General features: G+C 63.2%; 19 protein-coding genes and 1 tRNA gene. 9 read left to right on the top strand and 11 right to left on the bottom strand.

Annotation, left to right across the window (positions count from 1 at the left end):
* Positions 1 to 35: 35 nt before the first annotated feature.
* The 3 genes from BBD46_RS00820 to BBD46_RS00810 form a co-directional block, all read right to left on the bottom strand.
* A complete protein-coding gene (locus tag BBD46_RS00820) occupies positions 36 to 632 on the bottom strand; it encodes a GNAT family N-acetyltransferase (RefSeq protein WP_071399872.1) in 597 nt (198 codons plus the stop codon).
* Positions 633 to 799: 167 nt separating this feature from the next.
* Positions 800 to 2,593, bottom strand: coding sequence for an NAD(+)/NADH kinase (locus tag BBD46_RS00815; protein ID WP_071399871.1), 1,794 nt, complete (start codon positions 2,591 to 2,593; stop codon positions 800 to 802).
* 90 nt (positions 2,594 to 2,683) lie between these two features.
* Positions 2,684 to 2,863, bottom strand: coding sequence for a hypothetical protein (locus tag BBD46_RS00810; RefSeq protein ID WP_071399870.1), 180 nt, complete (start codon positions 2,861 to 2,863; stop codon positions 2,684 to 2,686).
* Between the two features lie 123 nt (positions 2,864 to 2,986).
* Here BBD46_RS00810 and BBD46_RS00805 point away from each other — a divergent pair, with 123 nt between their 5' ends.
* The 3 genes from BBD46_RS00805 to BBD46_RS00795 all read left to right on the top strand — a co-directional run bounded on the left by BBD46_RS00805 (position 2,987) and on the right by BBD46_RS00795 (position 4,429).
* Positions 2,987 to 3,520 (top strand): cob(I)yrinic acid a,c-diamide adenosyltransferase, encoded by a 534-nt coding sequence (locus tag BBD46_RS00805; RefSeq protein WP_071399869.1) that lies wholly within the window; start codon positions 2,987 to 2,989, stop codon positions 3,518 to 3,520.
* A gap of 220 nt (positions 3,521 to 3,740) precedes the next feature.
* Positions 3,741 to 3,815, top strand: a tRNA-Val gene (locus BBD46_RS00800).
* Positions 3,816 to 4,135: 320 nt separating this feature from the next.
* Complete coding sequence (locus tag BBD46_RS00795; RefSeq protein ID WP_071399868.1) at positions 4,136 to 4,429, top strand: GYD domain-containing protein; 294 nt, start codon at positions 4,136 to 4,138, stop codon at positions 4,427 to 4,429.
* Between the two features lie 303 nt (positions 4,430 to 4,732).
* Here BBD46_RS00795 and BBD46_RS00790 read toward each other — a convergent pair whose 3' ends face one another.
* Complete coding sequence (locus BBD46_RS00790; RefSeq protein ID WP_071399867.1) at positions 4,733 to 5,170, bottom strand: ester cyclase; 438 nt, start codon at positions 5,168 to 5,170, stop codon at positions 4,733 to 4,735.
* Between the two features lie 266 nt (positions 5,171 to 5,436).
* On the opposite strand from BBD46_RS00790, the gene BBD46_RS22455 reads away from it, so the two are divergent.
* From BBD46_RS22455 to BBD46_RS00780, 3 genes are all read left to right on the top strand, one after another.
* Positions 5,437 to 5,577 carry a hypothetical protein gene (locus tag BBD46_RS22455; protein ID WP_171908127.1) on the top strand — a complete coding sequence of 47 codons (141 nt, stop codon included), beginning with the start codon at positions 5,437 to 5,439 and terminating at the stop codon, positions 5,575 to 5,577.
* Positions 5,578 to 5,671: 94 nt separating this feature from the next.
* Entirely contained in the window at positions 5,672 to 6,571 is a 900-nt protein-coding gene (locus BBD46_RS00785) for a polysaccharide deacetylase family protein (RefSeq protein WP_071399866.1), read from the top strand.
* A gap of 88 nt (positions 6,572 to 6,659) precedes the next feature.
* Positions 6,660 to 7,118 (top strand): MaoC family dehydratase, encoded by a 459-nt coding sequence (locus BBD46_RS00780; RefSeq protein ID WP_071399865.1) that lies wholly within the window; start codon positions 6,660 to 6,662, stop codon positions 7,116 to 7,118.
* 48 nt (positions 7,119 to 7,166) lie between these two features.
* On the opposite strand, the gene BBD46_RS00775 is transcribed toward BBD46_RS00780, so the two are convergent.
* From BBD46_RS00775 to msrA, 3 genes are all read right to left on the bottom strand, one after another.
* Entirely contained in the window at positions 7,167 to 7,568 is a 402-nt protein-coding gene (locus tag BBD46_RS00775) for a hypothetical protein (RefSeq protein ID WP_071399864.1), read from the bottom strand.
* Positions 7,569 to 7,572: 4 nt separating this feature from the next.
* A complete protein-coding gene (locus BBD46_RS22450) occupies positions 7,573 to 7,740 on the bottom strand; it encodes a hypothetical protein (protein WP_171908117.1) in 168 nt (55 codons plus the stop codon).
* A gap of 70 nt (positions 7,741 to 7,810) precedes the next feature.
* Positions 7,811 to 8,422 (bottom strand): peptide-methionine (S)-S-oxide reductase MsrA, encoded by a 612-nt coding sequence (gene msrA / locus BBD46_RS00770; protein ID WP_071399996.1) that lies wholly within the window; start codon positions 8,420 to 8,422, stop codon positions 7,811 to 7,813.
* A 152-nt stretch (positions 8,423 to 8,574) separates the two neighbouring features.
* On the opposite strand from msrA, the gene BBD46_RS00765 reads away from it, so the two are divergent.
* The 3 genes from BBD46_RS00765 to BBD46_RS00755 all read left to right on the top strand — a co-directional run bounded on the left by BBD46_RS00765 (position 8,575) and on the right by BBD46_RS00755 (position 11,963).
* Positions 8,575 to 9,636, top strand: coding sequence for a zinc-dependent alcohol dehydrogenase family protein (locus tag BBD46_RS00765; RefSeq protein WP_071399863.1), 1,062 nt, complete (start codon positions 8,575 to 8,577; stop codon positions 9,634 to 9,636).
* Between the two features lie 686 nt (positions 9,637 to 10,322).
* A complete protein-coding gene (locus BBD46_RS00760) occupies positions 10,323 to 11,447 on the top strand; it encodes a Gfo/Idh/MocA family protein (protein WP_071399862.1) in 1,125 nt (374 codons plus the stop codon).
* A 300-nt stretch (positions 11,448 to 11,747) separates the two neighbouring features.
* Positions 11,748 to 11,963: a hypothetical protein gene (locus tag BBD46_RS00755; RefSeq protein ID WP_071399861.1), complete on the top strand. Its 216-nt coding sequence runs from the start codon at positions 11,748 to 11,750 to the stop codon at positions 11,961 to 11,963.
* 52 nt (positions 11,964 to 12,015) lie between these two features.
* Here the strand turns inward: BBD46_RS00755 and gvpM are convergent, their stop codons facing one another.
* From gvpM to gvpJ, 4 genes are read right to left on the bottom strand one after another with little or no spacing between them, the layout of a single operon-like run.
* Positions 12,016 to 12,396, bottom strand: a complete 381-nt coding sequence (gene gvpM, locus BBD46_RS00750) for a gas vesicle protein GvpM (protein WP_071399860.1) — start codon at positions 12,394 to 12,396, stop codon at positions 12,016 to 12,018.
* Between the two features lie 6 nt (positions 12,397 to 12,402).
* A complete protein-coding gene (gene gvpL / locus BBD46_RS00745) occupies positions 12,403 to 13,410 on the bottom strand; it encodes a gas vesicle protein GvpL (protein ID WP_071399859.1) in 1,008 nt (335 codons plus the stop codon).
* Entirely contained in the window at positions 13,407 to 13,751 is a 345-nt protein-coding gene (locus BBD46_RS00740; RefSeq protein WP_071399858.1) for a gas vesicle protein K, read from the bottom strand. The genes gvpL and BBD46_RS00740 overlap by 4 nt, the downstream gene beginning before the upstream one ends.
* Positions 13,748 to 14,224: a gas vesicle protein GvpJ gene (gene gvpJ, locus BBD46_RS00735; RefSeq protein ID WP_071399857.1), complete on the bottom strand. Its 477-nt coding sequence runs from the start codon at positions 14,222 to 14,224 to the stop codon at positions 13,748 to 13,750. Before gvpJ ends, BBD46_RS00740 begins: the two co-directional genes overlap by 4 nt.
* Positions 14,225 to 14,460: the final 236 nt, after the last annotated feature.

Below are 14,460 nucleotides of genomic sequence, written 5' to 3'. Positions count from 1 at the left end.
AAAGCACGGTTTCCTGCCTGTCTTCCGTCAGGGGCTCAGTTACGGTGTTGTTCCCACTCCTCGCGCGAGATACTGTACTGGACAACATCTCGCGGCTCGTCGTCGATGACGATCTCGTTGCGGAGCCGACCCTCCTTGTGGCCGCCGAAGCGGTCGACGTACTTCTCGATAGCCCGCCGGGAGTTTTCGTTTTCCGGGTCGTGTGCGACGGCGACCAGTTCGAGATCCAGCCGGTCGAAGGCGAGTTCGAGCATCCGAGCGGCGCGCTCGCCGGAGTAGCCACGGCCCCAGAACGGTTTCCGGAACCACGTGCCGAAGATCGCTCGTCGACGATCCCAGTCCGCGAAGAGGCCCGCGGTACCGGCCAGTTCGCCGGCCCGCTCGCCCTCGGTCGGACGAACGAGGTAGTTCACGGCCTCGCCGTCGTCGAACTTTTCACCGGCCTGTTCGACCCAGTCGAACGATTCCTTCGGGTGGGCGTGTGGATCCCACGTCATGTACTTCGTCAGTTCGTCGACGTGTGGGGCGCCAGCCTGGACGTGCTCGTAGAGTTCGTACGCGTCGAACTCCTCCGGGTGCACTCGCTCGTACCGGAGGCGTTCGCTCTCCATCTCGGTCGGGAAGAGTGACATGTTCCTACACCTACGACGAACAGCGGTGACGATAAGCGTATTCGAGGGATGAAACCGGTGGTCACACCACCGAAACAGCTTTGTGTCGTTTCGACGCGTACGATGCAAACCGGCAACCGACCCTGGAAAACGGCCACAGTGGAGGAGCCAGAGCCAGCAGTTTCGGACTACCGATCTCCGCTTCGGTCCGGCAGTCCCGTCTCGAGATGCTCGAGTAGCGCCGGATGTAGCGGTCCGTTCGAGCCGAGCAGCGCCGTCCGCTCGTCAGTCTCGAGGTCGAAGACGAACGGCTCGCCGCGCTCGTCGGTGATCGTCGCACCCGCGGCGCGGGCGATGACGAGGCCGCCGGCAATGTCCCACGGATAGGTGTCGTGCTCCCAGGTCGCGTCGGCGCTGCCGCTCGCGAGATAACAGAGGTTGAGCGCGGCCGATCCCAGTCGGCGGACGCCGCGTGACTCCTGGTAGAAGTGTGAGAGGAACGTGCCGTCCGGGTCGTAGCCCGAGATGAGCATACTCTCGTCGAGCCGGTCGCGATCCGTCGTCTCGATCGGATCGCCGTCTCGCCACGCGCCGACACTCGCGATCGCGCTGAACAACTCGTCTGTCTCAGGAACGTAGACGACACCCATCGCTGGCGTGCCGTTCTCGAGGAGAGCGATCGAAATCGAGTAGTTGGGATTTCCGTGAGCGAAGTTCCCGGTTCCGTCGAGGGGATCGACGACCCACGTATAGCCGTTCTTGCCGTTCCTGCGGGGTTGTTCCTCGGAGACGATGCCATGGTCGGGGAACTCGTTGTCGATAACGGTCGTGATGATCCGGTTGGCTTGATGGTCCGCCTCGGTGACGATATCCGATTTGTTGCTCTTGACGGCGACGGTCTCGACCTGCCCGTGCAGTTCGCGCAGCGGTTCGCCGGCAGCCTCGGCGGCTTCCGTCGCGATCGTGTGGGCGTGCTCGAGTACCGCCGCGGAGTCGTCGTCAGTCACGGCGGCGGAGCCGACAGACGGGTCCCGAGCACGGTCGTGGCTGGGATTGAGGCCGACCGATTCGGCTGAGAGGCTCGTCGTGCGCTCGCGTCCCGCCGTGGCGGACTGTCGCTGGGGTTCGTCCACGTCGCGGATCCCCCAGCCGAGTTTCTTCGAAATCGCCGTGAAGAAATGGTCGTCGTAGCTCGTCCGGACGACGTGTGCCAGTCGCTCGGCACCCGTAATCAGGACCTCTTCGCCGGTCTCGAGCGTGGCGTTTGCTCGGCCGCCGTCGACTAGCAGCGTTGCCGGCCCCTGAGTCACGAACCGAAGCTCCGTCGAGGGCGAGACCACGATTGGCCGGACACCGAGCTGGTGGGTGTGCAGCGGGACGAGTTGGAGTGTATGGTTGTCGACCGGATAGTGAATCGGTCCGTTGGCAGATAACGAGATGCCGGTCGAACCCGTCGGCGTCGAGACTGCCAGACCGGTTCCCTCAAACTCGCCGATGTACTCGTTGTCGGCGTAGACGTCGAGCTGGGTGATCTTGCGGTCAATCGGGTTTTCGGGCGGCACGTGCTCGACCATCACGTCGTTGATCCCCGTCGCGTCGATGCCCTCCCCGCGAACCGCGACCTGCTGGCGGCTGTCGACCTTGGCGCGGCCGTGGATGACCTCGTCGAGCGCCGCCTCCAGATCCTCGGGTTCGACGCGTGCGAGGAAAGCGAGCGTCCCGGTGTTGACGCCGATTTGCGGGACGTTCCGGGGCGCGAAAGTCTTGATTCCCTCGAGGAAGGTGCCGTCGCCGCCGATCGTGATGCCGAGTGTCGCTCGATTCTCGTTGTAGACGTGGCCGATGTCCTCACCAACGGCCACCGTTGACAGCGAGATGTCGCGCTCGGCCGTCCAGGACTCGAGTCGGGAAACGACGTCGTCGCTGTCGGGACTGACGATCGCGACGATCTCCTCCGTCGTCGCGAGTCTGCGTCCTTGCATTACGTCATCCGTAGAACTGACTAACTATGGGTGTTGGTGTTCTCGATGTCTCCAGCGACCAGTTCCTGAAGACGGCGAGAAGAATGGAACTTACGCGTCCGCACTCGAGTCGACCGTGGTTCCGTTGTCGCTGATCTGGACGAAGCCGTAGTCACAATCGGGGCAGTGCCACTTGACCTTCTCGCCGAGGTGCATGGTCGTGCTCGCCGCACGGTAGAACGTCCGTTCCTCGCCGCAGTCGGGACAGTCGTGATCGAGTTCCATCGCCATACGAGGCGCTTGCGCGCGGAGCGAATTGAACGTACTGGTTCCGGATGCTGGTGGGTGGGAGTGCAAAGCGACGAGACGGTCGAGCGGCCAGCAATTAAGTAACCGCCCTCCGTCGGTTCGGCCATGTCGATCTACACCGGCCGCGGCGACGATGGCCAGACGGACCTGCGGGATATGACCCGCGTCTCGAAGACGAGCGCCCGCATCGAGGCCTACGGCACCGTCGACGAACTCAACGCGCTGCTCGGGACGATCCGACCGACCGGCCACGACGACGTGGACGAGTGCCTGCGACGCGTGCAAAACCACCTCCACGTCGTGCAAGCCGACTTCGCGAACCCCGATCCCGACGAGGACGACCCCGCGATCACCGCGGCGCACGTCGACACCGTCGAGGACTGGATCGACGAGTTCGACGAGGAACTCGAGCCGCTGACCTCGTTTATCCTCCCCTCGGGCAGCGACACGGGCGCGCGACTGCACCATGCGCGAACGGTCTGTCGGCGCGCCGAACGCCGCGCCGTCGGCCTCGCACAGGAAGAGGAGATCAACGAACAGGCCGTCCAGTACCTGAACCGACTGTCGGACGGGCTGTTCACCTTCGGCCGCGTCGTCAACGCGCGGGAGGGTGAGCCGGAGGAAGCGCCAGAGTACTGAGGGACGTGTTGGGCTGGCGAGGAGGCGGGAACTGGGATTTGGGTGAGAAGTGAGGTGGACTCGAGTACCACCTCGCGCTAGACCGAAATTCTCGGCAGCAGTTTGTTGTGAGCGGAGTAGTGGGGTCGGTGATGAGAAGGGCCGGGTGGGCCTGCGTCGACGGGTCACACTGCCGACTGAAAGGAAGTCTTAAGTCGAAAGCGCGGATAGCACCGGGTGCGGGTTGGTGATCTAGTCCGGTTATGATACCTCCTTCACACGGAGGAAGTCGGCAGTTCAAATCTGCCCCAACCCACTACTTCTGTCGCGAGCAACTCCGCGAGCGACAGCATCGTGACGGTGGGGCAGTTTGAACCAGACGAGTCGCAGCGCTCGAGCACCGCGAGAGCGACCGTCTCGGCGTGGTTCAAATCTGCCCGCTTGTTCACCGTCGAGACCGCCTGTTGGGCACTGCACTCGAGTACCCCTCGTCTCATATCCCACCAATTTCTAACACTGACTCCAACACCGATCTCCAGTCCAGCAACCGCTCCAACACACAGCAACACCTCGCTCGCACACAGAACTCGATCACCTGTGAAATTTATCACATCAGCCGGTGGCGATTGCGCTGCCATGCCACCGTACATCACCCTGTGGCAGTTCACAGAGCAAGGCGCGGCATCGATTCGGGACAGCCCTGACCGCATCGACCGTATCGAAGAGCAGTTCGAGGAACTCGGGGGTGAACTCGAGTCCTTTTACATGCTGATGGGCCAGTACGATACTATCACGATCAGCGAGTTCCCGGACGACGAAACGGCTGCACAGGCCGTCCTTTCCGTCACCGAAGCCGGAAACGTGAACTCGGAAACCCTCCGGGCGTTCGACCGGGACGCGACGCGGGCGGTACTCGAGTCGATGCCCTGAGGCCGACCCGGAGTGGGACCGAAGACAGACCGCCCGATTTGTCGATCACGCTGAAAGAAAACGACGGACTCCGAAGGCGATCAGATCGGCAGTGGGTGGACGCGCTGCTGGCTGGCGAGCCGGTCGACGACCGGGCTATGCACGGTTGAACAGGCGGCTAGCTTGGCGTCCAGTTGCGGGTGAGTAACCAAGGACGAACTGCAGTGGAAAGTGTCGCGAGAACGTGACCAACCGAAACACGGGTTGCGTTGCGGTCGTTGTTTCGAAAAAGTCGTGATTGTGAGCGGCGCGTGCAACAGCCGATCAGAACGGCTGACGGTCGACGACGCCCAGTTGTCGGAGGAGTCCGAACGCGTCGTCGTTGACCCGGCGCTCGACGAGTTTGCCGTCCTCGATGCGGTCGAACAGCATTCCGGTGATGTCGATCTCGGCACCGGTCGGTTCGATGTCGAGCAGTGGCCGTTCCTGCGTTCCCATTGCACGGAATCGGGTCGCGACGATCTCGCCGTCGCTGATCATCTCTTCGACCCTCATCTCGTAGTCCGGGACGGCACCGCGGAAGTTCTCGACGAGCGTGCGGTAGTCCGCGGGGCCGCGGATCGGCTCGTCGATCATCGGGTTGTGGTAGGCGAACTCGTCTGCAACGAGGTCGTCGATCATATCGAGGTCGTCGTCGTTCCAGACGGTCTCGATTTCTCGACGGACGACCGCGCTCGGCGCTGTGGATGCGTCAACTGCCATGGGAATCACCGGTACTAGAGACGCTCGAGACGTGAATAACACTTTTTCAGGGCGAACGACCGATTTGCGGGCCGTACAGACGGATTGGCCGGAGTGTCGCGCTGGCTGTCAGCGACGGCTACGAACAATGGGCAGCGAGCGGACAGCCCCCGTCAGTCGCCACAGGAGCCGGTACTGTGGTTCGAGAGTAGCTTCCTGTGGCTTGGGCTCGACACCCGGATACTGCCCGACGAACGCTTAAGGGGAGTCATGGTGTACGATATTCTATGGCATACCAGGTCCGCTGTGACAGCTGTGATCTCGACCAGGAGCTCGCCGACTGGGTCGAAGCCAGCAGCGCCGCACGAGAGCACGAAGCGGAGTACGGCAGCCACTGGGTGAGCATCCACGACCTGCAGGCGGTCTGAGCGGTTCCAGCGAGACCGACCAGTCGGGTCGTGACACAGTCACCCGGTCGGGGAAACACTTCTTTGTCGGTCGACGGTGCCCGTCCCAGTGACTATGGGAGATATTGACGTTGCCATCGGCGTCGACGCGGACTGCGTCGCCGGCTGGCTCGGTTCCTACGGCGGCGAAGACTCACCGGCAGACCTCTCGCGCGGCCTCTCGGCCGGCAGCGAGGGCATACCGCGAATGCTAACGCTGTTCGAGGAGATGGACGTCCGAACCTCGTGGTACGTGCCGGGACACACCATCGACACGTTCCGGGACGAAATCGAGGCCGTCGCAGCCGCTGACCACGAGATCGGCGTGCACGGCTACTCACACGAGAACCCGACCGACCTCACACGGGAACAAGAAGACGAGATTCTCGAGGTCTCGATCGACCTCATCGAGGACGTTACCGGTTCCGAGCCGACCGGCCACCGGGCGAGTTGGTGGGAGTTCAGCGAGAACACGCCCGACCTCGTCGAGAAGCACGGCTTCGACTACGACAGCAGTCTGATGGAACGGCAGTTCGAGCCGGGCTGGATGCGCAAAGGCGACAGCTGGGAGAAGATCGACTACGACAAGAGCGCGGACAGCTGGATGGAGCCCTACCAGTACGGCGAGGAGACCGACATCGTCGAAATTCCGATCAGCTGGTACCGGGACGATATCCCGCCGATGCTATTTATCAAACAGCCGATCTACCACGCGGGGTACAAGGACCCCGAGATGATGTACGAGCAGTACTACAAACGCCAGTTCGACTTCCTCTACAACCGCCGCGGCGCGGGCGTCTACACGTTCACGATCCACCCCGATATCCACGGCCTCCCCCACATGATCCCGCTGTTCGAGGAGTTCATCCGCTACGTCAAGTCCCACGAGCGCGCGGAGTTCGTCGCACTCGAGACGGTCGCCGAAAAGTTCAGGAACGATCCGTCGGTGTACGAAAGCGAAGGCGAGTACATCTGAGGACAGAACCGATTCGGTAGACACCCATTCAGTTCGGTTTGTTCCGCATCCCGTACGCTCTTTGTCGTCTACGAACCAGTAGCAGGAGATGAAGTACTACGAGGACATCGAGATCGGCGACACGATGGAGTTCGGCGAGTACGACGTGACGGAAGCAGAGATCGTCGACTTCGCCGAGTCCTACGATCCGCAGCCGTTCCACATCGACACGGAAGCGGCGACGGAGTCTGCGTTCGGCGAACTCGTCGCCTCGGGCTGGCACACGGCGTCGATGTGTATGCGACTCCTCGTCGACGGACCGATCGACGACCGGGCGAGTATGGGTGCCCGCGGCGTCGACGAACTGCGCTGGAAGCGGCCGGTCAAACCGGGCGATACGCTCTCGATTCGAACGGAAGTGATCGACAAGCGAGTCTCCGAAAGTGACCCCGAGCGCGGGTACGTCGACAGCAGACTGGAGGGGCTCAACCAGGACGACGAGGTCGTCATCTCCTGGGTCGGACTGGGGATGATCGAGCGACGGAATCCGGGCGAGGACCCCGAGTAGAGACTGAAGCTATCGTCAGAGCTTGTTCACCGGTTGCTCACAGCTTGCTCACGGATCTGTGTCGAAGTGGGCAGCCAGAATCGCCGTGTGGACTTCCCGCTGGTCCGTCTCCTGAATCGTCGCGGCGGCCTGGAACCGCTCGCGGGCGTTCGCAACTGTCTGCGGTGGCGCGGCCAGATGCGTGAGAACGAACGAGTTCGGATCGACGTCGCCGGCTGCATCGAACGCCGCGTCGTCGTAAAGCGGTGCAAAATTCTCGACGATGTCCGTCACCAGAGTGGCGGTCACGTCGCCACCGGGGTCACCCTCCGGAACGGAATCAGCGGTCGAATCGAAGTAGGTCTCGAGATCCACGACGCCAGCCTCCTCGTGGAGGTGGGTTTCGAGCGCCTCGAACACCGTCTGTGAGACGTAGACGCCGAACAGTTTGTATCGGGGTGGCGCAGACATTGGCTCAGACGACGGCCTCGACCCACTCGGCAGTAACGAATCTGTACCGACACCCCTCACAGAGTGCCACCTCGACGACCTCGTCCGTCGAGAGATAGACGTGACACCACTGCACTGGCAGACTATCGTCATCGCAGTTCGCACAGATCGTGGACATGGGCCTGATCGTCATCTCCCTACACCAGGGCGTCGTATAATTGCTCGCCCGACAGCGTGGCGACGAGACGGTTCCGCTCAACCGGTCAGAACCGCCGCCGAAGTTCGGCGACGACCGTCGCCGGAACGTCCAGTGCTGCGAGCACACGACGGCGCTGTTCTTCGGTCCCATGACCAGCGACGAACCCGTTGAGTCGGGCCACGACAGTCGAGTCGACGAACTCGTCACCGTACAGCGCCGCGAGTTCGTCGCCAGCGACGGGCGTCGACCGAAGTTCGTACTTCTGGTGATAGTCCTCCGCGAGCGTGATGGACTCGAGTACCTCGATCTCCGTCTCGACGGTCGCCCCAGTGCGCTCGGCGAGATCGTCTTTCGTGCGCTGGGCAGTCTCGTACTGCTCGTCATTGTGTGCGAGGACGACGCCGCGGTACTGGCGCTTTCGAGACGGGGTTTGCCAGCTGTGGTTCGACCAGAAGACCTCGAGTAGGTCCTCGTACGAGAGCGTTTCTGGATCGTACTCGAGTTGGACGACTTCGGTGTGGTCACCCAGCGAGTAGTAGCTCGGATTCGGGTCGGTGCCGCCGGCGTAGCCGACCCGCGTTCGGACGACGCCCTCCGTCGCGCCGAATCTGGCGTCGGGGCCCCAGAAACAGCCCATCCCGAACGTTGCCGTCCGCGTCGCCGATGGGGAGTGCAGGCCACCCCCCGTAGCCGAGGAGTGGCGTGTGAACTCTTCGTCCGAGTGCGTCACAGGTCCCGTTCGGACCGAAGTCGGATGTGTGTATCGACGGACGTGACACCTGCGACCAACTATCATATTTTTATATGTTGGTCGGGAACCGGTAGGATATGCGAGCAGCAGTACTCGAGGAACACGGTGAACCGCTCGCGGTCAAAGAGGTCGACTACCCCGAACCGGAGCCCGATCAGGTGATCGTCGAGACCGAAGCCTGCGGGATCTGCCGAAGCGACTGGCACGCCTGGCAGGGCGACTGGAGCTGGATCGGCGCCTCGGTGCCGGAGGGTCAGATTCTCGGCCACGAACCCGCGGGCGTCGTCTCCGCGGTCGGCGAGGACATCGAGACGCTGCAGGAGGGGGACCGCGTTGCGGTGCCGTTCCACCTCGGCGACGGCACCTGCTCACACTGTCGCGAGGGTCGCGCGAACAACTGCGAAACGGTGATTCCGCTCGGACTGTCGGGAATCGCACCGGGCGCGTTCGCCGAGGCGTTTCCGGTCCGCGAGGCCGACTACAACTGCGTGAAGCTCCCCGACGATGTCGACTTCACCGAGATGGCCGGTCTCGGCTGCCGGTTCATGACCGCCTACCACGCGCTGGCGGACCGCGCAGACCTTCGACCCGGCGACTGGGTCGCCGTCCACGGCTGTGGCGGCGTCGGGCTCTCGGCGATCCACATCGCCGACGCGCTGGGCGCGCATCCGATCGCGGTCGACGTTCGCGAGGACAAACTCGAGCGCGCCCGAGAACTCGGCGCGTCCGCAACGGTCAACGCGGCCGAGGCGGACAACACGGCACAGGAGGTCAAGGCGCTCGCCGGCGGCGGCGCAGACGTTTCGATCGACGCGCTCGGCATCGCAGAGACCTGCCAGAACTCGATCGGCAGTCTCGGAACCCGTGGTACGCACGTCCAGGTCGGCCTCACAACCGGTGAGGAAGAAGGACAGATCGAGGTCCCCGTCGACGTGATGACGATGCAGGAACTCGACTTCCACGGCTCGTTCGGCATGCCGCTCGTCCGTTACGAGGAACTGTTCAAGCTGATCGGCGAGGGCACGCTCGAGCCGAGCAAGATTATCGGCGAGACGCTATCACTCGAGGAGGCTCCCGAGACGCTGTCCTCGATGGATAGCTACGAGACGGTCGGGATTCCGGTTATTACGGAGTTCTGAGCCGCCAGCCGCTCTTTTGAGGCAGTTCTGACTTGATCTGGTTGTTCGGTTCAGTAGCTCCAGAGGGTGTATAACTGTGCTGAGAACCGAACGGCGTGGCTGGGACGGTATACTGCGACAGAACTGGCGTGACGGAACACTGCGACACTACTTGCGTGAAAGCCGCCGCCAGCGCCGCCGTCGGAACGGCGGGCGGCGACCGACAGACAGCACGTATACCCGAACGGGGGCGGGAGCCCGCCCGGGCGTGAGAGACATGAGCTAACTCGAAGCGGGGGCGAGTCCACTTCCGAGCGATCCGGGCACGAACGCACGCAATCGGCTGTCAGCGCGTCGTGTCTGGGCCAAGCGCGTACCCGGCGGGGCGTGTTATCCCCGCACGTGATCCAGAGGACGGTGTTCCCCTTTGTTATGGACAGAGTTGGCGGATCGTAGTGTGTTCAAACCATCGACAGGATCGGAATACGACACGCGTATCGCCTCACTACGGTGGAATTCGCCGCCAGCGCTCCACACGCCCCCACGAGATTCGCACTGCCTGAGACGAGTCCAAAACCGAACACAGAGCAGTCTTCGGGGATCACCTAGCGGTACGGCCCGCCTGCTTCACGGATTCCACTGCCTACCGCGCGATACGCGCCGACATCCCCGCCAGACCGATAGCCGTGGACCGCGTGTCCCGGTCTATGTCCGCCAGCCCATCTCAAACCGCGTCGCCCTCGACACCGATCCGCGTCGGCATCGTCGGCCTCGGCTACATCGGCACCACGGTCGGCGGGCAACTCCATCGCCACGACGACGCCACCATCGCAGCCGTCTGTGATCTCGATCCTGACCAACTCGAGTCCGTCGGCGACGAGTTCGGTGTTCCGCCCGCACGACGGTACACTGAGTACGACTCGATGCTCGCCGATGCGAACGGCAACGGCAGTTCGGGTTCGGGTTCGGCCTCGAACTCGAACTCAGATGCTGGCCCTGTCCCAGACCAAGATCCAAGCCTCGATGCCGTCCTCATCGGCACACCCCACACGCTCCACTACGAGCAGGTCGTCGCCGCACTCGAGTCCGGCCTGCACGTCTACTGCGATAAGCCGCTGACGACGGAGCTCGAGCACGCTCGTGAGCTTGCCGAGCGGGCAGCGCGCACCGACCTGACCCTGATGGTCGGCTACCAGCGCCACCTCCAGACCGCGTTTCAGGTGGCCCGAGACCGCTTCGAGTCGGAACCCCCACGGTGGGTAACGGCCTCGATCACGCAGGACTGGATCGCGGACTCGCGGGGGACGTGGCGGCTCGACCCAGACCTGTCTGGCGGTGGCTTCCTCTATGATACAGGGAGTCACGTCCTCGACGGCATTCTCTGGACGACCGGACTCGAGCCGGCCTCCGTCGCCGCAAGTATGGACTTTCACGACGACGAGCAGCGGGTCGACAGCCGTGCGCACCTGGACATCGAATTCGAGAACGGCGCGACGGCAACCGTCTCGCTCCACGGCGACCTTCCCTCGACCCGCGAACACATCCACTGCTGGGACGACGACGGGGCACTCTACATCGAGGGGACCCAGTGGGGTTCGCGCACTGTCTTCGAAATAGCGACCGACGCGAGCGAACGCGTCCCCTACATCGATCACCGGCGAGAACAGACTCGCGCCGACGCCTTCGTCGAGAGTATTCGCGGCGGGTCCGAGCACGAACCGCCGGCGACCGCCCGCGATGCACTCGGAGTGACCGCCCTGACCGAGGCTGCCTACGAGGCTGCTCGAACCGGTGAGCGAGTCTCGGTTGGACTCGAGTCGGACTCGAGATGAGACGCCGTAAACTGGTCTCGGAGCGGCGGGGAGAAGGCGGCGAATAACGGTTCGGTACGTGGCGACAACGCTTCGTTTTCCGGTGGCTACGTCGACCGGTGACTGGCTGACGCATGGCGGTTCAGTCGTGCGGTTATGACGTGTTTACGTGGCGGGTATCGCTACTGGGTAAACGCGCCCCACGAGTGTCGATAGCACGGTCTGATTCGATCGTGTTCCAGCCGGTAAGACTGCGATAGTGTGTCGTTCGATTCGGTTACAAGCCGGATAACTACAACCGGTGCAAGCGACCCGTCGGATATGATCACCTGTACAAACTGTGAGACCCCACAGTTCCTGCAGATCACCCAGAGCCGCGTCTACTTCGAAGATGGTGAGGTTATCAACGAACTCTCAGAGAGCTACGAGTGTACCCTCTGTGGGTCGACCGGTCAGTACGTCTACGACGAGGACCGCGACGAGGAGACGGTCTCTGGCGACGTCGAGTTGACGACTGAGCGGCCGAAATTCGCTTGACAGCTTCGACCAGTGGTCCGGAGCAGCACTGGTCAACCTGATGAGTGTCCCATTACCGATCAGGGTCGTGTCTACTCCCGGTTTTCCTGCCGCCTGTCGGACTCGACGTGCCGATGCGGCCATCTAACTCGCCGCTCGGTCGTGGGCCGGGAACGGCCGTCCGCTGTGTCTTCCCTGCCTTCGTCCCCGATCCCGTCGTCTGCTCGAGTTCCCCGTGTTTCTCCGCGCCGTTGAGTCTGTGTCTCGCGTCCCACTCCTCGAAGAGGCCGTACTCGGTCATCGTCTCCATGCCGGCGAGTGCGGCCGTGAGTTTGAGGCCGACGAGCGGAATCTCGGCGACGGAGATGATGACGTCGGCCCGGAGGATCACGCCGTCCCGGAGGATCACGTCGAGCAGGTCGACCAGCGCGTCGTCGTCTTTGCGCGGTTCCACAGTCGGTCACCCCCCGATGCGGGCTGGGCCACCCGCGTTTCCGCCATCGCCATCGTTCTCGTCGTCGCCACCGATCGCCGGCGCGAACGTGTACGGTGGCCACGGACCCGTGAAGCGGACTTCGATCCCGTCTTCGGCCGCCACGTCGTCGAGAATCGAACCGATCTCGCCCTCGCTGTCTTCGTGTGCGAGGAGTGTGAGCCGGCAGATAGTCTCCGAGTCGGACGTGGTTGCGTTCTTCTCGGCCTCGTTGTCGCCGTCACCGCCGGGGCTATCGCTATCACCACCGCCATCGCCATCGCCATCACCATCACTCCTCCTACTGCTCCCACCACGATCGCGACCTGCAACCTTCGAAATCTCCGACGCCGGCGAGCGCTCGAGTGTGTGCACCTCGCGTGCCGCCTCGGCCAACTCGTCCTCCAGTTCAGCCGTCATCGTCTCGCGACGAGCGGCCCGAAGCTCTGTCAGGCGCTGCTCGAACTGCTTTTCGAGCAAGAACGCCTGTCCCTCGCTCGCCTCCTCGATCTGCGCGTCGAGTTCGGAGAGGCGTTCGTCCTGTTCGACGAGCGTCTCGTCGTCCGGCGAATCGTACTCGACGACCTCGACGCGGTACTCCCAGTGGCCTGCGAGTTCCGAGAGCACCGGCTGTAGCGTGTCCGTCTCCTCGCGAAGCCACTCGCGAAGACCGGCCTCACCGCCGCGAAGGATCGTATCGAACTGGAACGGAACCGGCGTCCCGAACGCCTCCCCGGCCGCGTCGACTACCGTCTGGTGGCGAATCAGCCAGCGCTGAATCTGTCCGAGGTCGTCCGTATCGTAGAGTCCGTCGCAGGCGTGGACGACGGCACCGATCCCGTTCTCCGCGACCACCGAGACTGACTCGCCGTCGATTCCGGTCGTCTCGAGTTGGGCGTCGGATTCTGCCTGGACAACGCAGTAGAGGTAGCGCCCGTCGTTAATCTCCGGAATGTCCGCTGCGTCTGCGTCGGGGGTCGCCTCGTCCGTCGTCACTGTTCCTCACCTCCGAACACAGAGTAGCCGGGTTTACGGTGAGACGGTGCGTCGGCGTTGAACTGTTCGATCGCGTCCGAGACCAGCCCATCCAGGTCGCCTCGCAGGTCGTCGACGCCGTCTTCGATCCCCTCGTCTGCTTTGAGTTGCTCGATTTCGGCCTCGATCGTGGCGAGCTGGCGGCCGAGGCGGTCGATCTCCTCATCTGAGAGGTTGCCAGACTCCATGCGTCGGACAGCCTCGCGCTCGAGTGCATCGATGAGGAGTTCGACGACGGTAATGACGAGGGTGATCAGTCCCTGGCGGGCGTCGTCGCCGTCGCCGACATCGATCGTGGTCATTCGTTGCCCTCCGTGTCGTCCCCGGTCTCGTCATCGGTGTCGGCCTGTGCTGTCTCTTCGTCGCTCGCATTATCGTCGCTATCACCGCTGCCCTCGCCACCGCCGTCATTACCGTCTGCCTCGCCAGTGTCGCCATCATCACTACCGTCCTCTTCATCGTCATCATCAGCCGCCGTCACGTTCACCCCTCGCGTCGGATCGATCGCCGGCTTCGGCCGCTCCATCTCGGCGAGTTCTGGATCACCTGCCGCTTCAGCGACTCGCTGCATGTCCGTCCCCTCGGGGAACTCGAGTCCGTACTTCGCCGCCGTCTCGAAGGAAGCGATGGCGGCCCGAAGCTGAATCCCGAGCAACTGCGTGTCCCCGATCGAGACAGCGATGTCCGCATTGATGACGATGCCCTTGTCCAGCAGCATCTCGACGATATCCGCGAGATCGCTCTGCTGGCGGCTCGGCTGGAAGCTATCGGGCATTTGGCTCACCTCGGAGTGGGTTCGCGTTCGGCATCGACAGCGGAGTGGGGCTCGAGTTGGACGGCGTACTCGAGTCCCTGTTCCGTCGTCGCTGTGTCGCTGGTGTCTGGCAGGCGGTTCGACTGCGACGGGACATCGACGCTAATTCAGGACTGGTGTGGCTCATGCTAGATACTGGTACTGGAGTGACAGCGGTGACACGGTTCGTCCAGAAGACCAACGGTTGGGCTCGAACA

Origin of the sequence: Natrialba sp. SSL1, assembly GCF_001861355.1 — an archaeon.
GTDB lineage: Archaea > Halobacteriota > Halobacteria > Halobacteriales > Natrialbaceae > Natrialba.
The sequence above is the reverse complement of the archived record's forward strand: the minus strand, read 5'-3'. Positions and strand labels throughout refer to the sequence as shown.